Origin of the sequence: Halobacillus sp. Cin3 (genome assembly GCF_947311855.1) — a bacterium.
Lineage (GTDB): Bacteria > Bacillota > Bacilli > Bacillales > Halobacillaceae > Halobacillus > Halobacillus kuroshimensis.
This window is the reverse complement of record NZ_CAMZMV010000003.1, coordinates 340,355-359,851: the sequence shown is the minus strand read 5'-3', so window position 1 is coordinate 359,851 and position 19,497 is coordinate 340,355. Positions and strand designations below refer to the sequence as shown.

General features: G+C 48.2%; 17 protein-coding genes and 1 riboswitch. Of the genes, 3 read left to right on the top strand and 14 right to left on the bottom strand.

All coding sequences use genetic code 11. From position 1 onward, the window contains the following. Positions 1-2: 2 nt before the first annotated feature. Entirely contained in the window at positions 3-971 is a 969-nt protein-coding gene (locus QMA39_RS12425; protein WP_281658928.1) for a DUF523 and DUF1722 domain-containing protein, read from the bottom strand. 193 nt (positions 972-1,164) lie between these two features. On the opposite strand from QMA39_RS12425, the gene QMA39_RS12420 reads away from it, so the two are divergent. Next, positions 1,165-2,514, top strand: a complete 1,350-nt coding sequence (locus QMA39_RS12420; RefSeq protein ID WP_027954664.1) for a YjiH family protein — start codon at positions 1,165-1,167, stop codon at positions 2,512-2,514. Positions 2,515-2,544: 30 nt separating this feature from the next. On the opposite strand, the gene QMA39_RS12415 is transcribed toward QMA39_RS12420, so the two are convergent. The 8 genes from QMA39_RS12415 to ribD form a co-directional block, all read right to left on the bottom strand. Continuing rightward, on the bottom strand, positions 2,545-3,207 hold the full coding sequence (locus tag QMA39_RS12415; RefSeq protein WP_281658927.1) for a type 1 glutamine amidotransferase domain-containing protein: 663 nt from the start codon (positions 3,205-3,207) through the stop codon (positions 2,545-2,547). A 78-nt stretch (positions 3,208-3,285) separates the two neighbouring features. Continuing rightward, the gene (locus QMA39_RS12410; RefSeq protein WP_206933085.1) at positions 3,286-4,302 is read right to left on the bottom strand and encodes an acyltransferase family protein; all 1,017 of its coding nucleotides are present in this window, start codon (positions 4,300-4,302) and stop codon (positions 3,286-3,288) included. Between the two features lie 567 nt (positions 4,303-4,869). Further along, on the bottom strand, positions 4,870-6,129 hold the full coding sequence (locus QMA39_RS12405; RefSeq protein ID WP_281658926.1) for an aminopeptidase: 1,260 nt from the start codon (positions 6,127-6,129) through the stop codon (positions 4,870-4,872). A 14-nt stretch (positions 6,130-6,143) separates the two neighbouring features. Then, positions 6,144-7,568 carry a deoxyribodipyrimidine photo-lyase gene (locus QMA39_RS12400; RefSeq protein ID WP_281658925.1) on the bottom strand — a complete coding sequence of 475 codons (1,425 nt, stop codon included), beginning with the start codon at positions 7,566-7,568 and terminating at the stop codon, positions 6,144-6,146. Positions 7,569-8,623: 1,055 nt separating this feature from the next. After that, on the bottom strand, positions 8,624-9,091 hold the full coding sequence (gene ribE, locus QMA39_RS12395) for a 6,7-dimethyl-8-ribityllumazine synthase (RefSeq protein ID WP_027953321.1): 468 nt from the start codon (positions 9,089-9,091) through the stop codon (positions 8,624-8,626). A gap of 14 nt (positions 9,092-9,105) precedes the next feature. Next, on the bottom strand, positions 9,106-10,299 hold the full coding sequence (locus tag QMA39_RS12390; protein WP_281658924.1) for a bifunctional 3,4-dihydroxy-2-butanone-4-phosphate synthase/GTP cyclohydrolase II: 1,194 nt from the start codon (positions 10,297-10,299) through the stop codon (positions 9,106-9,108). Positions 10,300-10,314: 15 nt separating this feature from the next. Next, positions 10,315-10,965 (bottom strand): riboflavin synthase, encoded by a 651-nt coding sequence (gene ribE, locus QMA39_RS12385; protein WP_281658923.1) that lies wholly within the window; start codon positions 10,963-10,965, stop codon positions 10,315-10,317. Further along, the gene (ribD, locus tag QMA39_RS12380) at positions 10,965-12,059 is read right to left on the bottom strand and encodes a bifunctional diaminohydroxyphosphoribosylaminopyrimidine deaminase/5-amino-6-(5-phosphoribosylamino)uracil reductase RibD (RefSeq protein ID WP_281658987.1); all 1,095 of its coding nucleotides are present in this window, start codon (positions 12,057-12,059) and stop codon (positions 10,965-10,967) included. The genes ribE (QMA39_RS12385) and ribD overlap by 1 nt, the downstream gene beginning before the upstream one ends. Positions 12,060-12,190: 131 nt before the next feature. After that, positions 12,191-12,340: riboswitch (FMN riboswitch) on the bottom strand. Between the two features lie 454 nt (positions 12,341-12,794). Here ribD and QMA39_RS12375 point away from each other — a divergent pair. Beyond that, on the top strand, positions 12,795-14,456 hold the full coding sequence (locus QMA39_RS12375) for an alpha-glucosidase (RefSeq protein ID WP_281658922.1): 1,662 nt from the start codon (positions 12,795-12,797) through the stop codon (positions 14,454-14,456). A 132-nt stretch (positions 14,457-14,588) separates the two neighbouring features. On the opposite strand, the gene QMA39_RS12370 is transcribed toward QMA39_RS12375, so the two are convergent. The 5 genes from QMA39_RS12370 to pepT form a co-directional block, all read right to left on the bottom strand. Beyond that, the gene (locus tag QMA39_RS12370; RefSeq protein WP_281658921.1) at positions 14,589-15,038 is read right to left on the bottom strand and encodes an OsmC family protein; all 450 of its coding nucleotides are present in this window, start codon (positions 15,036-15,038) and stop codon (positions 14,589-14,591) included. Positions 15,039-15,056: 18 nt separating this feature from the next. Continuing rightward, the gene (locus QMA39_RS12365) at positions 15,057-15,512 is read right to left on the bottom strand and encodes a GNAT family N-acetyltransferase (RefSeq protein WP_281658920.1); all 456 of its coding nucleotides are present in this window, start codon (positions 15,510-15,512) and stop codon (positions 15,057-15,059) included. Next, a complete protein-coding gene (locus tag QMA39_RS12360; RefSeq protein WP_281658919.1) occupies positions 15,512-15,709 on the bottom strand; it encodes an SE1561 family protein in 198 nt (65 codons plus the stop codon). The genes QMA39_RS12365 and QMA39_RS12360 overlap by 1 nt, the downstream gene beginning before the upstream one ends. A 184-nt stretch (positions 15,710-15,893) precedes the next feature. Next, positions 15,894-16,664, bottom strand: a complete 771-nt coding sequence (locus tag QMA39_RS12355; RefSeq protein ID WP_281658918.1) for a TerC family protein — start codon at positions 16,662-16,664, stop codon at positions 15,894-15,896. Positions 16,665-16,995: 331 nt separating this feature from the next. After that, complete coding sequence (pepT, locus tag QMA39_RS12350) at positions 16,996-18,222, bottom strand: peptidase T (protein WP_281658986.1); 1,227 nt, start codon at positions 18,220-18,222, stop codon at positions 16,996-16,998. A gap of 170 nt (positions 18,223-18,392) precedes the next feature. On the opposite strand from pepT, the gene QMA39_RS12345 reads away from it, so the two are divergent. Then, complete coding sequence (locus tag QMA39_RS12345) at positions 18,393-19,466, top strand: AI-2E family transporter (RefSeq protein WP_027953331.1); 1,074 nt, start codon at positions 18,393-18,395, stop codon at positions 19,464-19,466. Positions 19,467-19,497: the final 31 nt, after the last annotated feature.

The window sequence follows — 19,497 nt, the reverse complement described above, 5'->3', positions numbered from 1 at the left end:
CATCAGGAGTAGGCCCGGCCCTTCCCAGAGTCGGATATTTCCACCAGATCGACCGGGTAGGGCTGGAAATAACTCTGCTGCTTCAAATACCCACTTTGAAAACGGGCGGTCCAGGAACTCAATACACTGAGAACAGCGCTCAAGGGGATTTTTTCTTCTTTATATTGATGAAGAAGATCAGCAAAACTTTGTTTTTCTCCGCTCGTCAGCTGTTTCTTAAAATACCCGGCAATGTGCTGACAGACGTTGATGTGGGCGCTTGTTTTCGCAGGCTCCTGCATCAGCTCATGAAGCAGATTTTCGTACGTTTCAAGCACCTCACCGATTCCATGATGGTCATGGTTGGCTGTCGTCTGCCCCATTTTCTTCAACAGGCCAGGGTGATAGGCCATGAACAGATATTTATGCCGGGCATGAAACTGCTGCAGCGCCTTCATCTTTCTTTCCTTCTTCATCTCCCGGAAGGAGGCCAGGGTGAACAGTTTCGTCAAAAAATGATGGCGCAGCGTGAAGTTTCTCAACCGCCCTTCCTCCTCCACAGCCAGCCCACTGTGACGCTTGAGTACCTCTGCGGCAAACAACCCGGATGTCTTTCCGATCACCTGGGAATTCTCCGCACTCTGATACACCTTCACATCATGCATCCCACATGTCGGAGAACGGTTCTTCAAAAGAAATCCATCGACATCATCAAGATGATCAAGAAAAGTTTTGGAAAAACCAGTCATTTTACCAGTAAGATCTTCCCCTGTTTTCGGTTGAACGAGACGCTTTTCCTCATCATCCACGAGACGGATGACATCTCTTGGTACGCCCAGTCCGATTTCCACTTCCGGGCAGACAGGAATAAATTCTACATGCGCTTTCATTCGTTCGACGGCTTTATCTGATATGACCGCTCCGTTATACCGCACCTCTGCAAATTCAAGGCACCGGCTTACGACGACTCTTGGCTTCGCATATGACTGCATTCCTTTCCCCCCATTTCCAGTTTCCAATGTATACAAAAGGTTCCCCGTTGTCCTTTTGTGATAAACCACGGGGTCTGTGATTCTCTACAAATTTCCTATTGGTTTTTAGCAGTAATCGTAATAGAATAAATAATGTTGTATATTTATTCTGAGATGTTTATAAATAAAACAGATTAGTCAGGAGAGATTTTGGATGAAAGCGAAAGATTTTAAACCTTCTTCGCATCTGCGTTTTATCATACCGTCCCTCATCGGTATTTTCTTATTTATGTTCCCTATCAGTGGTGATGACGGAGCCGTCACCATTCCAATCGCCGTTTTGGCAGGAGAGGTCGAGGAACGACTGGCCGGCTCCCTGTCTCTCATCATGACCATCATTATTACGATAACAGCGCTTGCCACTGTTACCGCTAAACTGCTGAGATCGGATGGTTCCAAATCTCCGTTTTTCCATTCATTATTTAATGTACCCGCGGTATGGGTCGTTACCCGTGTGCTCGGTATGATTTTCGCCATCATGGTCTATTTCCAGATTGGACCGGAGGCGGTCATTTCCGAAAATACAGGCGGGCTGCTGCTGGATTCGCTGCTGCACGTCCTGTTCGCCGTCTTTTTATTTGCAGGGTTGTTCCTTCCCCTGCTGTTGAACTACGGCCTGTTGGAATTGTTCGGAGTCATCCTTACGAAAATCATGCGTCCGCTTTTCAAACTGCCGGGGCGTTCGTCTATCGATTCCCTTGCTTCCTGGCTCGGGGACGGAACGATCGGAGTCCTTTTGACGAGTAAGCAGTATGAAGAAGGGTACTACACGAAAAGAGAAGCAGCCGTAATCGGAACCACCTTCTCAATCGTCTCCATTACCTTCAGCCTTGTAGTCATTCAGGAAGTCGGGCTCGGCCACATGTTCGTGCCGTTTTATCTAACTGTAGCACTCGCCGGATTTGTTGCGGCATTGATCATGCCACGGATTCCGCCGCTGTCCAGAAAACCTGATACCTATGTAACCGATGAAGCAGGAGAACAGAATGAAGATATTCCCGAAGGACATAATGTGTTTACCTACGGATATGCCAAAGCCGTTGAGCGTGGCAGCAAATCGATAGGCCCCGGAGCATTTATGAAGCAGGGAGCCCAGAATATCCTCGATATGTGGATGGGGGTTGCTCCGATTGTCATGGCCCTCGGAACGATCGCCCTTATCATCGCGGAATTCACCTCTTTCTTCACGTGGATCGGTATGCCGTTCATTCCACTTCTTGAACTCATGCAGGTGCCCTATGCCGCGGAAGCCTCTGAGACCATTCTTGTAGGGTTTGCGGACATGTTCCTGCCTGCAATCATTGGAGCTTCTATCGAGAGTGAAATGACACGGTTCATTATTGCCGCTCTTTCTGTAACCCAGTTGATTTACATGTCGGAAGTCGGTGGACTTCTGCTCGGTTCCAAGGTTCCGGTTAACCTGAAGGACCTGTTCATCATCTTCCTTGAGCGTACGATCATTACCCTTCCAGTCATTACACTGATGGCACATCTATTGTTCTGAATGCATAAAAAAGACCGCCGGGCCATTGGCTCAGCGGTCTTTTAATTGTTCCAGCACTTTTTGCGCGGTTTCCAGACTTGACGAAGGATTCTGGCCCGTCACAAAAGGAAAATCGACGACGACGTGACTTTCATCCGGCTTTCCTTTGCTGAATTCCGCCCCTTCTTCGATTAGACGATCTTCCAGTGAAAACGGGACACGTCCCTCAAGCCCTGACTTCGTTTCCTCTTCATTCGAAAAGCCTGTCAGCTTTTTCCCACTTACAAGAGGCTGTTTATTGTGATCCGTGACACCAATGAATCCGGCAGGACCGTGACAGACGGAAGCCATGACTTTTCCTTCGGTAAGAAAGTGACGGAGAAGCTCTGCCAACTGTTCATTTTCAGGAAAATCGACCATCGTCCCGTGCCCGCCGCATAAAAAGATAGCGTCATACGATGTCGGATCCACTTCTGCGAGAGCCACCGTCCGGCTGATCGGCTCCATCACCCCGTCCCACACATCAGGAAGCTGGTTGCTGTAGCTGTTTTCATCAATCGGCGGGCGCCCTCCCCGCGGGCTTGCGGCGGTCACCTCATAACCGGCTTCCCCGAACTCCACGGACGGTTCGACAAACTCAGACAGCCAGAGCCCTGTTTCATGTCCATCCATGTGGGCAGCATTTGTGACAATCATCAAGATTTTTTCAGACATACAAAAACCTCCTTGCGAATCTCTTACGTATTATTCACAAGGAGGATCTATTCCATCCACCAGGAAAGGCGGATTTATTTATGATTGAAGCGTCGAATCTTTGTCAAAGGTCCGCTGCCACCAACGTTTGATGAGCTGGATACGCCCCTCAATGAACGGCTGCGTCAGCGTGCGGATCAAGCTGCTCGATAACAAGTAGACAATAGCGGCAGAGATGATCGCAAGCCCGATGACATCAAACAGGTTATCCACTTTGAACAAGTCGGCCTGCCGGAAGAACTGGATGAAAAAGCCGTGCAGCAGATAAACATACAAGGTCTTCCCGCCAAGGTATGTGATTTTGTACTGCGTATTCGGAATCCAGGAAAGGACACTGACGACCATGATGCCGGCAAGAGCATAGACAGCCAGCCGGAACAGCCCTCCCATTTCCGGACTGCCGAGAACTTCATAGGATTTCGATCCGAGCAGCCAGCCGGAGTTGATTTCAGGGAGTACGGCAATCACACCTGCTGCTGCAGCCATGATGACCATGCTGATTTCCCGGACACGGCGTGTTCTCCACTTATGCACATGCTCCTTCGTCAGCCAGTACCCGGCAAGGAAAAACGGGAAGAAAACGAAGGTACGGGACAAACTGAAATGGTGCCCGATATCGGTGAAATATCCGACGAGCACACCGATCTGCACAGCGATGGCAACACCGAGTATCGGCGGGATTTTCTTAAACCAATATAACAGAATGTGCCAGCAGAACAGGCTGAACAGGAACCATAATGACCAGTGCGGATAAAAGATCCCGTCAAACCCTTCACCTTTCCCGATGAAAAAGTAATACCCGGTATAGACGAGCTGAAAAATCAAGTATGGGAGAATCAACTTTTTAGCCAGCTGAATCAAATAATCCTTCTCCCCCGATCCTTTAGCAAAGAACCCGGCAAGGAAAATGAACGCCGGCATATGAAAGGTATATATCCACGTATAAAGGGTGTACATCGGTTTGGAACCATCGGTAAACGGCTGGATCATATGACCGAAAACGACGAGAAAGATAAGGACTACTTTGGCATTATCAAAAAAAGCATCACGCTTCATGGGATCACCCTTCTTCGATTCAAGATAATCTATTCTACTTCATATGTACCACAATCTATCCTTATTGTAGACAGGTTTTTGAAGATTTAAATCGTCTGTAACGATAATGTAATTGAGAAGATACAATGTCATCTTTCCACGAACAAAGACACCCTGGGTCAGGGTGTCTCTCAGCTTGTAGAGAAACCTCTGTTTCTTTACAAGCTTTTTTCTTTCTTACCGCCAGGAGCGAAAGGGGCACCGCGCCTTGGGAGTTCTTTAACATCGAAAAAAACTCTCCTTCACCTAGCGCAGCCCATGCCGTTCTTTTGAATCTGCGCGCCTGCGCAGGGGCAGTCTCTCTCTTCTATATTCTAACGTCGGCACGAGGAGCGTTCGGTGGTGATGCCTGCGGGAACAGCACGGGCCGAAGATCCACTTGGGCAGGCGACCTTCCTGACCAAGTTAGCTGAGGGCGTGCCCGCGGCATTCATCCACCGATAAGCGGAATGTGACCCTTTACACGACTAATGGACAACTCTAACTGGTTAACACAGGCTTTTTCTACAGCCAGAATGCCACCCTTGATCAGGGTGTCTCTTCGGTCTCCTCAAAATCCACGGCCCACATACCGTTCCGGAAGATAGGTTCGTACAGGCCTTCCTTCGTTTCTCCATCGATGTTCAATTCGTCCGACCCCATCATGAAGTCTTCATGGACGAGACTATCATTGACGCCGTGTGATTCCATCTGCTCTTTATTAAAGGAGGACCCGCCTTTTATGTTGGTGGGATATGCTTTTCCTAAGGCTAAATGACAGGAAGCATTTTCATCATATAACGTGTTGAAAAAGATGTGACCGGATTGGGAAACCGGGGAAGCGTGCGGTACGAGCGCGACTTCTCCAAGTCTGGCTGAACCATCATCCGATTCAATCAGATGCTTCAGTGTCTCCTCCCCGGATTCCGCGGCATAATCCACCACTTTTCCATCCTTGAATGTTAAGGTGAAGTTCTCAATCAGGTTCCCCGCATAACTCAACGGCTTTGTGCTGGATACTTTCCCATTCACGCCGTATTTATGAGGCATAGTAAAGACTTCTTCGGTCGGAATGTTGGGGTTGAACGTCCGTCCTTCCTCTGATTCCGCCGCTCCTCCATGCCAGAGGTGATTCGAAACGAGCTCAATGGTCAGCTTCGTCCCGGGCCCGGAATAATGGAGCTTTTTATACTGCTTTTGATTCAAATATTCCCTCGCCTGCCGAAGGGCTTCATTATGCTCCTCCCACGCCTGAACCGGATCGTCCTTGTCCACCCGTGTAATTCTGAAGATCTCCTTCCACAGCTGTTCCTGTGCCTCTTCCGGTGAAGCATCAGGAAACACTTTCTGCGCCCATGCTTTCTGCGGATAGGCAACGATGGTCCAGGTCGTCTTATCATTCATTAAATAGTCCCTGTAACCGGAAAGGGCCTCTCCACTGGCTTTCGAAGCAGCAGCCACCCGCTTCTGATCTACATTCTTCATTAAATCCGGATCGGGTCCGTAAATGGTCAGGAGACCATAACCGTCCGCCACCATTGCTTCGAGACCTTCCGCTTTCCATTTAGGAAAATCTTTGAGCACGTCCATCGGGGCATGCTTCATTTTCATATAATTGAGCATTTCGTCATTCCATTCGACATGCACATTCTTCGCGCCCATTCCATAGGCCTTTGCCGTAACAATCCGGACAAAATCTGCGGCTTCAATGGGGGCGTTGATGATCAGACCCTGCCTGCGCTGCAGGTTCACCCCGTTTTTCAAAGCCAGATCTGCATACTTCTCTAAATCACTTCGTTTTATTGACATCCGTATCCCTCTTTTTATGTTTTGTCTTTAAATACTTCAATGGCCCGCTTCCGCATCTTTTTATGGTCCACCACAGGTTCAGGATAATCTTCACCAATCATGCATCCAGCCTTTTCCTGTTCGTTCTCCGGCATCTTCGAAGGGTCATGGATATACTTCTTTTCCACATTGCCAAGCTCCGGAACCCATTCCTTAATGAAGCGGCCGTGAGGATCGAAGCGCTCGGACTGCCTCACGGGGTTAAACACGCGGAAGTAAGGAACCGGGTCCGTTCCCGTAGAAGCCGCCCACTGCCAGCCGCCGATATTCGAGGCAGAGTCATAGTCCACCAGCCTCTCAGCAAAGTACCGTTCTCCTTCACGCCAATCCATCAGCAGATCCTTCGTCAAAAAAGAGGCCACAGCCATCCGGAGCCGGTTATGCATCCAGCCGGTTTCATTCAGCTGCCTCATCGCTGCATCGATCAACGGGAAACCGGTCTGTCCCTGCTTCCATTTTTCCAGAAGATCCTCATCATTATTCCACGGAATACCTCTGTATTTTTCAACAAGCTCTTTATCGTCTGATTCCGGATAATAGTAATAGATCATATTGTAAAAGTCGCGCCACGCAAGCTCGGAAATATACGTTTCCACTCCGGATGTATCTTTTTTGAAGTTCACTTCGTCCTGAATTCTATGATACAGCGTACGGATGGAAACCGCACCGGTACGCAGATACCTGGACATCAAGCTTGTTCCATCAACGGCCGGGAAATCCCGCTCCTCATCATAATCATAGATGGCTCCATCAAGAAACAGGCTGAACCTTTCACCGGCAGCTTCTTCCCCTGTCCCGGGAAAATCAGCTTCTGTTTTTTCCACCAGCGACTGGTACGCTTTTTCTCCTTCTTTAAAGGAAGAACGCTTATCCACAGCCGCTTTTTTCAGCTTATCGTGGTTCACCCGTTGAATACCGGGTTTCTGTTGCTGCTTCCACTTCTTTAAGTATGGAGAGAATACTTTATAATGGCCGCCATCCTGCTTTTTGATTTCCTCCGCTCCGTGCAGGTGGTGGTCCATGTAATGATAGACGTCCACATCAATCGAGTCCAGATACTCCACCATGTGATCATCCCGCTTTTTACCAAACCCGGTTTCATCCCGATTGAAGTAGACCATGTCCACATCCAGTTCCTTTACAAATGCCTGGAAGGACTCTTCGATTTCTCCTTCAATAACATGGACAGGCGCACCCATATCCCCGGCACGTGAAACGAAGTCCTGAAGGGTTTGAAAATAGTAATCATGCCTCATTGTAAAGGAATTGTTCAATTCCGGATGCATATGAAAAAACAATACGAGGCTGTCCTCATCTTTTGTATGTTCAACAGCTTTTGCAAGTGCTGTATGATCATTCAACCGTAAATCTCTTCTAAACCAGACGGCTCTTGTTGTCATCACCGTTCCCCCTTTCCCTTTATCCTTCCTTTTTCCTAATCCCCTTAAACCCTGTCCAACCGGTGGGACAGCCACGAAAAACCAAGGCCATCTTGGGTTTTCCAGTGCTTTCAGAAGCACAAGTCATTCCCTTTTCTCGGGCAAACGCCTGAAAGGTTCCCGGCGCGCACGTTTTTCCGCCGGAAGTGGAATCGTCTCCGCTCCTGACTCCCCTATACATTTGACGTAAAAAAAAAGGGATTTCTGCTTAGCAGAAATCCCCTTCAGCTTGTAGAGAAACCTCTGTTTCTTTACAAGCTTTTTTCTTTCTTACCGCCAGGAGCGAAAGCCCCTTCCCTTTCCGCGGACGAGCGCCCGAGCTTCCTCGCAAAACCCACGCTCGGAGATATCGGACCACTCGTTCTTCCGCAGGAGTGGAAGGGGCATCGCTCCTTGGGAGTTCTTAAAAATCGAAAATGACTCTCCTTCACCCCGCTCATCCTTGCTGAATGGAGGACATTCTTTTTCATATTACGGCAGGCAGCTGTCATCAGCGCCTGTTCTTTCCCTTTTTCTTTTCCACGTGAGCGGCCATAGCTCAGCCCATGCCGTTCTTTTGAATCTGCGAACCTGCTTAGTGCGCAGTCTCTCTCCTCTATATTCTAACGTCGGCACGAAGAGCGTGCGGTGGTGCCTGCGGGAACAGCACGGGCTGAAGATCCACTTGGGCAGGCGGACTTCCTGACCAAGTTAGCTGAGGGCATGCCCGCGGCATTCATCCACCGATAAGCGGAAAGTGACCCTTCACACGACAAGTGGACAATTCTAACTGGTTAACACAGGCTTTTTCTACAGCCAAAAGGGGGGTTCTGCTAAGCAGAACCCCCCTTTTTTTATACTATTTTGGCGAAGTTACGAGAAGTGTTCGGTGGCGGCGCCTGCGGGAGCGAGCCCAGGTCAGCGGAAACCCGACCCCCCCGGAAGACATCCACCGATAAGCGAAGCATGACCGCAGATACCACCTCTGGAAAGCCCTGTTTATTCCAAAAGGTTCTAATTCCAGAAGACCCGTTTTTTTATTTGAAGGCGTTCATCAGTGTTGCCATTTCAATCGCTGCTGTGGCAGCCTCCCAGCCTTTGTTACCGGCCTTCGTACCTGCACGCTCGATGGCCTGTTCAATGGTGTCCGTTGTAATGACCCCGAAGATGACCGGGATTCCAGTCTTCTGGGAAGCCTGGGAAACCCCTTTGGCCGCTTCGCCGCAAACATAGTCGAAATGCGGAGTGGAGCCGCGGATAACAGCCCCCAGGGTGATGACCGCATCGTACTTCCCGGTTTCCGCCATCTTCTGAGCCGCCAATGGAATTTCAAAAGCTCCAGGCACATAAGCGGCCTCTACATCGTTCAGATCGACGCCGTGGCGCTTCAGCGCATCCACAGCTCCTTCATACAGCTTACTCGTAATAAAGTCGTTGAACCTTCCTGTTACAATACCGATTTTCAGTCCTGTTCCTACAAGATTACCTTCAAATGTTTTGACCATATGTCTCTTCCTTTCTAGTAGTGGAATAAGTGCCCCATTTTAGACTGTTTCGTTTTCAAGTAGCTTTCATTTTCTTTGCGGGAAGGCATCTGAACAGCCACCCTCTCGACAACCTCAAGACCAAAGCCTCCAAGTCCGGAAATTTTCTTCGGGTTATTCGTCAGCAGACGAAGTTTTGTAATGCCCAGGTCCTTCAGAATTTGAGCTCCGACACCATAATCTCTTAAATCAGGCCCGAAGCCGAGTTTTTCATTCGCTTCCACCGTGTCATAGCCTTCTTCCTGAAGCTTATAGGCTTTCAATTTATTCATTAACCCGATGCCGCGGCCTTCCTGCCTCATGTACAGCAGAACACCGCTGCCATTTTCGGATATCTGCCGTAGAGCGTTGTGAAGCTGAGGACCGCAGTCACAGCGGTAGGAACCGAAGACATCCCCTGTCAGACATTCGGAGTGTACCCGTACAAGGGTCGGCTCATCCGGATGGATGTCTCCTTTCACAAGAGCGATGTGGTCTTTAAAATCGATATCATTCTTGAAGCCTACCGCTCGGAATTCGCCGTATTCTGTAGGCATCTGCACTTCTATTTCCCGGGTCACATGATTTTCCTGCTCGTGGCGGTAGGCAATCAAATCCGCAATGGTGATCATAGGAATGTCAAACGCCTCGGCCATTTCTTTCAGGTCAGGCACACGGGCCATCGTTCCATCATCTTTAATGATTTCACAGATGACACCGGCCGGCCGGGCTCCCGCAAGACGTGCCAGGTCGACAGCAGCTTCCGTATGACCTGCTCTCCGCAGCACGCCGCCTTCCTTGGCAATCAACGGGAAAATATGACCAGGCCGCTGGAAATCGGAAGCTTTACTTTCCGGGTTCAGCATTTCTCTGATGGTCAGGGCCCGTTCGTCCGCTGAAATTCCAGTCGTTGTCTCTTGATGATCCACACTGACCGTAAACGCTGTCTGATTAGGGTCTGAATTATCATTGACCATAGGCATCAGCTCGAGCGTTTCAGCTGTTTCATTCGTAATCGGGGCACACACCAGCCCACGCCCATGCTTGATCATAAAATTGATCATCTCTGTGGAAGCATGCTCTGCGATTCCGATAAAGTCCCCTTCATTTTCCCTGTCCTCGTCATCACAAACGATGACAAGCTTTCCCTGCTTCAATACATCAATCGCTTTTTCAACCGAATCAAACATGTGCTTTCCCCCTCTTCATGCAAACCCGTTATCAGCCAGCATCTTTTTGGAGATGGCTGATCGCGGGTGCTCTTGATTCTGCCCACTCAGGAAGTGAGCGACATATTTTCCAATCATGTCACATTCGATGTTGACTTTGTCTCCCGGACCTTTCCTGCCGAGAACGGTATGTTCCATCGTGTGCGGAATCAAAGAAATGGTGACACGATCCTCTTCTACACCGAATACAGTCAGGGATGTACCATCGACAGCTATCGAGCCTTTATAGACAAAATAAGGAACCAAGTCGGACGGAAGCTGAATGTCATAATAGACGGCATTGGACTCCGGCCGTTTTGAAACAATTTCTCCCGTACCGTCAATATGACCCGATACAAGGTGACCACCGAAACGTCCATCTGCCGCCATCGCGCGTTCAAGATTGACATCGCTGCCCTGCTTTAATTCATGGATGTTGGTGGCTCGGTACGTTTCCGGCATCACATCAAAGGATGCGGTATCCTTCGTATAATCTGTAACGGTCAGACAGACACCGTTAATGGAAATACTGTCACCGAGCTTGATATCTTCCAGGATTTTGGATGCCGCAATCTTTATCTCCAAAGCTTCTGTATTACTTTTAACGGACTGCAGTGTTCCTATTTCTTCCACAATTCCTGTAAACATTAGAATTCCCCTTTTCTGATCGAAACAATTTTAATATCTTCTCCAAGCTTTTCGGTCGATACAAACTCAAAAGATGCCACCTGTTTCAACTGTTGGATGCCGCGGCCGGCAACCGGGGTCAGTGCTTCTTTTCCACCGATCAATTTGGGAGCAATATACGTAATCGTCTCATTCACCTTTCCTGCTCTGACAAAAGCGTCGGCAATGGTTGCCCCTCCTTCAACAAGGAGAGAGGTAACCTTGTGCTTTCCTAAATAGCGCAGGACTTCTGTAGGATCGATGGTGCGGCCAAGCGGAATAATGCGGACATGGGGATACTCTTCAAGAAGCAGACGCTTTTCATCCGGTATATCCGCTGATGTGAAAATCCACGTTGGAGATTCATTATTTTGTATCAGCTTCGAAGCAGCCGGAATACGAAGGTGCGTGTCGAGGACAAGACGGATCGGATGCTTTCCGCCACCCGGAATTCTTGTCGTCAATGTCGGATCATCCATCATGACCGTATTGATTCCGACGAGAATCGCGTCTGATTGATGACGATAGCGGTGACCGTCCTGCCGCGCCTCTTCTCCTGTGATCCATTGACTCTCTCCACTGGCGGTGGCAATTTTTCCGTCAAGGCTCATCGCTGTCTTTAAACGGACATAAGGTTCACCTGTTTGAATGTAATGAAAGAACGCACAATTCAGTTCATCAGCCTCGTCTTTCAAAACACCCGTCCGGACCTCCACTCCCTGCCGCTTCATCATTTCAATGCCCCGGCCGGAAACTTTAGGGTTCGGATCCGATGAAGCCGTAACGGCCCGGCGGATGCCTGCCTTCACGACAGCTTCGGCACACGGTGGCGTCCGTCCATGGTGGCTGCACGGTTCTAGGGTGACATAGATGTCCGCTCCTTCCGCTTTTTCTCCTGCCATCCGTAGTGCGTGGACTTCCGCATGAGGTTCACCAGCTTTCACATGCACGCCCATACCGACGACTTGATTATCTTTGACCACAATAGCGGCTACTGAAGGATTGGGACTCGTCTGGCCGACCGTTTCCCTGGCCATCTGTACAGCCATTGCCATGTACTGCTCATCACGCTCCATCTTCATCACCTGCTCTTTTTCCATAAAAATAACCCTGAAGAAGACATACTTCTCCAGGGTCTTAAACGTCATTTTTTTGCGTACAGCAAACAAAGGGTACACGTGTTGCATAAACGGTACCTATACGTTTCCATTACCTTCTCCCATCCAGACTTTAACTGTCGGCTTTGGAATTTCACCAAATCAGGGAGAACCGTGCTTAACACTGATTCTCCGTCGCGGGCTGAGAGCAGAAGCTCATTACCGCCGGCTGGGACTTTCACCCGACCCCGAAGGTTTCCATATTCAGTTGAATTACTTTAAATATATATGAAATCCTCAGCTGCCGCAATCCTTAAGGTTTAAACAGCACCCATTAAGGCTATGTACTCATAAAACTGACCACCCCCATCAGGGGTACACGGATAACTGTCCACCCGATTCATAATGCCTTGTTGTGAAATCAACAAAATCCATGACAGTCTTTCAACATCCACACAGAAGATTCACCAAATCGATACCTCTGATTTTAACAATCCAATGATGTGTAAGCCCGCTGTTTTCACGAACCTCCTATTGTAAAGCAGAAGAAAATCAGCTAGTATAGGATTTATCAGGAAAACGTTTGCATAATATGATATATTTCTAGATTTTTATGGTTATGGCTATTGAATAATCAAGCTGTTTATTCAATCATCCACACTGAGAAAACGTTTGCATATCACGAGTGATTTTATTAGGAAAGAGGGGCTGTATATGGAACGGGTATGGTGGAAAGAAGCGGTAGGATATCAAGTTTATCCCAGAAGTTTTCAAGATTCAAACGGAGATGGGATCGGGGATCTGCAGGGAATGATCAGCCGTCTGGACTATTTGAAGGATATGGGCATTGATTTCATTTGGATCTGCCCAATGTATAAATCGCCGAAGGACGATAATGGTTATGATATTTCTGATTATCAGGACATCCTGGATGAATTCGGAACGATGGAGGATTTCGACGAGCTGCTTAAGGAAGTGCATAAGCGTGACATGAAGTTGATCATCGACCTCGTCCTCAATCATACAAGTGATGAACATCCGTGGTTTTTAGAATCCCGGAAATCCAAGGACAATCCAAAGAGGGACTGGTATATTTGGCGCGATGGCAGAGGCGGCCGCGAGCCGAACAACTGGGAGAGTATCTTTGAAGGATCGGCATGGGAATATGACGAGGAAACAAGTCAGTATTACCTTCATGTGTTCTCCAGAAAGCAGCCGGACTTGAACTGGGAGAACGAAGACGTCCGCGAAGCTTTATACAGCATGGTGAACTGGTGGCTGGATAAAGGAATCGACGGCTTCCGCATAGATGCCATCAGCCATATCAAAAAGCGGCCGGGCTTTCCTGATATGCCGAACCCTAAAAAAGAAACGTATGTGTCCTCCTTTGATATGCATATGAACCAAAAAGGGATTCACACCCACCTTCAGGAATTCAAAGACCGCACATACGATAATTATGACGTGATGACGGTCGGAGAAGCGAACGGGGTGAGCGCCGATGAAGCGGATCAATGGGTCGGTGACAACGGAAAAATGGATATGATCTTCCAATTCGAGCACCTGGATCTTTGGGATCAGGATGCTGAACAGCAGCTTGACATTAAGGGGTTGAAAAAAGTACTGACCCGATGGCAGAAAGCTCTTGAAGGTGATGGATGGAACGCTCTCTTTGTAGAAAACCATGACAAGGCCCGTGTCGTTTCGACGTGGGGGGATGATCAAGTCTACTGGCGGGAAAGTGCGACGGCGATTGCAACGATGTATTTCTTTATGCAGGGGACACCTTACATTTATCAAGGTCAGGAAATCGGCATGACGAATATGGCCTTCCCTTCCATTGAAGATTATGATGATGTGGCTGCGAAAAACTTATATCAGAACAAAAAAGCAAAAGGCATGGCTCATGAGGACATCATGAACATTCTCTGGAACACATCCCGGGACAACAGCCGTACACCGATGCAGTGGAGCCGTGAAGCACAGGCCGGTTTTACAACTGGAAACCCGTGGATGAAAATCAACCCGAACTACACGTCCATCAACGTAGCCGATCAAGAACAGGACCCTCATTCCATTTTGAACTATTACAAAAAAATGATTGCTATGAAAAAGGAGCAGGATGTGTTTACGTACGGCATTTATGATCTGCTTCTTCCAGAAGATGAGCAGATTTATGCTTATACAAGGACGCTGGACAATAAAAAAGCCATTGTCATCGTCAATCTGACCGATCAAGCAGCTGACTTTCAGGCGGAGGAACCGCTCAGCTCCAGTCAGCTGATGTTGTCCAATACAATTGTAAACCTTCATAACAACGTATCCAGCTTCCCGTTGAAGCCTTATGAAGCCCGTGTTTACCTTATGGAAACGTAAAGGCGGAAGGCTCATGGAACCATGGTGGATGTATAGTGGTTCTCTCTTCCCGACAAGGCGGATTCATTAGAAACGAAAAGCGGCCTGTATGAAATGCCATACAGACCGCTTTTTTTCTTCCCTTCCTGTCAGTCAGGAAGCAATGGTTACATCTGAGTCCAGCTCCAACGCTACGTTTCCTGCAATCGCTCGTGAGATCATGCAGGACTTTTCAGCTTTTTCAACAAGGCGCTGAAGTTTTTGCAGGTCCTTCTCATCTGCCTCCCGCTTCAACATGACGCGGGGACGGTGAATGATTTTCTTGTAGGTGAAGACTCCGTCGGTCACATCGACCTGACCTTCCGAAGTCATATCCATTTCCTGAAGCGGCAGATCCGCTCTTTCAATCATAGCGGCCAGCGTAATGATGTAACAGGTCGCCGCCGCTCCCAGAAGCATTTCATCCGGGTTTGTTCCTACATCCGGTCCGTCCATTTCTTTAGGGATGGAGATTTCTGTTTTCAATTTATCTGATTCGATCCGGCCGACTTCGTTGCGGCCGCCCGGCCAGTCTGCTTTTAAATGAAAATGATGTAATGCCAAAGCAGAACAACCTCCTTTTTATTTTTTCATAGCAATGAATGGATACGTACCTCCATTTGTCTTCTGCATAAACCGGTGCGTTTCTTTGAATCCGGCTCTTCGGTATACTTCGACTGCCCGCTGATTGAACTCAGCAACGCTCAATGTAAAAAAACGGGCTTCGTAGTGGCGCTCCGCAAAACACAAACCAGCTGCCACGAAGGAATCTCCTTTCCCCTTTCCTGTTAGATCGGGGCGGAGTCCAAGGCCCACATCCACCGTTTCTTCATCAGTCGGATGAATGGTGAAGAAGCCGATCAGCGCGCCTTCCTTATAGGCGCTGTACGTATGCGGGCTTCTTCGATGAGGGTCGATAAACTCATGATAATCTTCTTCATCTGCGGTCATATCGTAAAAATCATACGGCGGCGGATAATGCCACGCCGCCATTTCCTCGGCTTCCTGCTGGGTCATCCTGGAAAAGTTGATGGACATTATGACTCCGGGGCGTCCCAGTCTTTCTTGAAGCGATCCATTTTTATATGCAGCTGCTCCACCATTTGATGGACACGCTGAAAATCTTCCCGATCGAGTTCTTCTGGATCCATGCTCTCAACAACCTGGTGCAGCATATCAATCCGGTTTTTCACATAACGGAATTGATCGGATGTATTCTCTACAGCTTTTCCCACCGTTCATTCCCCCTTTTCTATATTGTATCGTTCTTTTTATTTTCAATAAACCAAACGACACTTCCACGGCCCATGAACGGGTGCGGAAAGTGCCGTTCTTCAACTGAGTGATACATGAAAACCCGTACTGTGTGCGCACATAGTACGGGTTTTCTCCTCAATGCCGGGCTCTTTCGCTTTAAACTCAGGCTTGCTTTTCTTCCTTTTTACCGGAAAGGAACCAGCCGAGCACTGCAATTAGAACAAGAACAAAATAGAATATAATTTTCCATACCGTCGAATGAGCAAAGTGTTCATCGAGGATTTGAATATTCGGGTGGGCAAGCGTTGATACGACAAGCTTTACACCGACCCATCCCACAATGACAAAGGCGGCGATTTCAAGACCCGGACGGGATTGAAGCAGATTGACGAATACGTTGGCAGCAAAACGCATGATGATAATTCCGATCATCCCTCCTGCCAGGATGACACCAAACTGTCCCCCATCCAGACTTCCGACATTGGGAAGATCCGTTTCTGGAAGAGCAACCGCAAGGGCGACAGCAGCCAGAATCGAATCCACTGCAAAAGCAAGGTCTGCAAGCTCGACCTTCAATACAGTCATCCAGAAGCCTTTGCCCCGTCCTGAACCTGTGTCTTCCTCTTCTTCCTCTTCCTCTCCGCTGGACCTCCATTTATCAACGAGGTGTTTGATCGAGATGAATAAGAGGTAGGCGGCACCAAGAGCCTGCACCTGCCAGACATCGACAAGGAAAGATATAATGAATAAAGAACCAAATCTTAAAATGAACGCACCAAGCAGTCCATAAAACAGGGCTTTTTTACGCTTTTCTTCCGGCAGGTGCTTCACCATAATGGCCAGAACAAGAGCGTTGTCTGCGGCTAGAATACCTTCCAGACCGACAAGTACAATCAAAACCCAGCCATACTCAATCAACAATTGAACATCCACAGTTTCACTCTCCTCATTTATACAAGCTGCCATTAAAAAATGGCCCCGACCAAAGTGGTCCGGGCCATTACATAGACCTTTACCACTGTGGGTAAAGGTCTCGCTAACAACGTACGTTGCCAATAAAGCCGGGGATGACTCCCGAAATGACGACTTTATTGTATCAGCTACTCCCCTTTAGGAATGCTATATCTTTCTTAATCATAGCATGAAGCCTTTTTTTGTCAATCATTCCCGCCCACATTATGGAATCACTTTAGTATGGGGACGGGACGGAATCCTTATACGTCGTTCATCAATCGTTTGATACATTCGGGATAACACGCGTCCATCAGGCTTTCTCTTCAAATAAACGGGTGGTTTCGACGATGACCTCTGCCGCTTTTTCCATACTCTCCAGAGATATGTACTCATACTTTCCGTGGAAGTTTTCTCCCCCGGTGAAAATATTCGGCGTAGGAAGTCCCATGTAGGAGAGCTGTGACCCATCCGTCCCTCCGCGGATCGGTTGAATGACGGGCTTGACACCTTTGTTCTGCATCGCTTCTTCAACGATATCAACAATATGGCGGACCGGTTTGATTTTGTCCCCCATGTTGTAATACTGATCCTCCATCTCCACAGTCACCCGTTTTTCTCCAAGGCGTTCATTCATTTCAGCAGCCAGTTCATGTAACCGCTGCTTTTTCTCCTCAAACTTTTCTTTATCGTGATCCCTCACAATATAGGAAAGCTCAGCCCGATCCACATTCCCTTGCAGGCCAAGGAGATGGTAAAAACCTTCATACCCTTCTGTATGTTCAGGTGCTTCTTGGGCTGGAAGCTGATTTTGGAATTCCAGAGCAAGCTTTACCGCGTTGACGAGTTTATTTTTTGCCGTCCCCGGATGCACACTGTTTCCGTTAAATATGAGCTTGGCGCCTGCTGCATTGAAACTTTCATACTGAAGTTCACCGAGCGGACCTCCGTCCACGGTGTAAGCGTAGGAAGCGCCAAAGCGATCGACGTCAAATTTGTGGGGACCTCTGCCGATTTCTTCATCCGGCGTAAACGCCACGCGGATTTTCCCGTGCTTGATTTCGGGATGTTGAATCAGATGATTCACAGCTGTCATAATTTCGGCAATGCCTGCTTTATTATCGGCCCCAAGCAGGGTCGTTCCATCCGTTGTAATCAACGTCTGCCCTTTATAGGCAGAAAGCTCAGGAAAATCTTCCGGGCGAAGCTCCACCTCTTCATTCAAAGGGATCGCCCCTCCGTCGTAGTTTTCAACAATTTGAGGACTTACATGTTCGCCGGTAAAATCGGTGGCTGTATCCAGGTGAGCGAGAAAGCCGATCACCGGCACATCTTTTTCCGTATTTGAAGGAAGAGTTGCCATCACATAAGCATGGTCATCCACACGGACTTCACTCATCCCGATGGCTTCAAGTTCTGCGACAAGCTTATGAGCAAGCTCCCACTGTCCTTTCGTTGAAGGAGTACGATCGGTGGTTTCATCGGATTGGGTATTCATTTTCGCATAAGAAACAAAACGCTCCAACAGTTCTTTTTTCATCATTGATGCTCCTCCCATGTCTCTTTCGGGTTAAACTTTCATACAGGAAAAGTAAATCTATTGCTTCCCCCCCGAAATTTGGTATCCTTATTATAACGAATATGCACGAACGTCTGAAAGCTGGAGCATCCAGCTTTTCTTCATTCTACATAAAAAGGTGTGTCTTATCTGTGGTCCAAAAAAAATGGTTTCAAGCCATCGTAACTGCCATCCTGCTTGCTCTGTTGATTTTACTGCTGCATCAAATTCAGTTTTTCTTTGATCCGATCATGACCTATGTCGGAGCCATCGCCTTTCCTTTAATCGGCGGCGGGATTCTGTTTTATTTATCCCGGCCATTACTAAAGCTTCTGGAACACTACAAGGTGCCGAGAATCCTCGGAATTGTCATCATCTTCCTACTGTTCATTGTTCTCGGTTACATCATCACCCAGTTCATTGCTCCTATCGCCCAGGAGCAGTTCACCCGGCTCGTAGATAACATTCCGGATATGGCTGAAATGATTGGCGAAGGCGTAACATACTGGCAGCAGAATCAGGACATTATACCAAGTCAGTTCAATGCGACCATCGATAATGTGGCCAACAACCTGGAATCTTACCTGCAGGATGCCTCCACGGTGGTCATCAACGTCGTAAGCCAGTTGATCAGCTTTGTATTCGCCCTTGTGCTGATCCCGTTTTTCCTTTTCTTCATGCTGAAGGATGGCGACAAACTTATCCCGTTCATCAGGCAGTTTTTAGGAAAAAGAGCGGGGAAAAGTTTTGCTAAACTGGCTCACGACATCGATCATACGCTTCATTCCTTCATTCTCGGTCAGCTGACGGTCAGTATTGTTGTCGGTCTGCTGCTGCTTGTCGGTTATTTAATCATCGATCTTCCATACGCTCTGACACTGTCTTTATTTGCCATGGTGATGAATGTTATCCCATTCGTCGGCCCCTTCCTGGCCGTGGTACCAGCCATCCTTGTCGGATTGTTCGAAGATCCCATCCTGGCTGTGTGGGTGGCTGTCATTACGATTATCGCTCAGCAGCTGGAAGGGAATTTTGTTTCGCCAAACGTCATGGGTAAAGCATTGAGCATCCATCCGCTCACCATCATTACCTTGATTCTCGCAGCTGGAAGTCTTGCCGGGTTCCTTGGACTATTATTTGCTATTCCCACCTATGCCGTTATCAAGACAATTGTCCGTCACTTCTATCAGGAGTGGCTTGACCGGAGAACAGCTGATCACAGCTGATTATACAAACGCTTTGACCCGCTATTGTTTT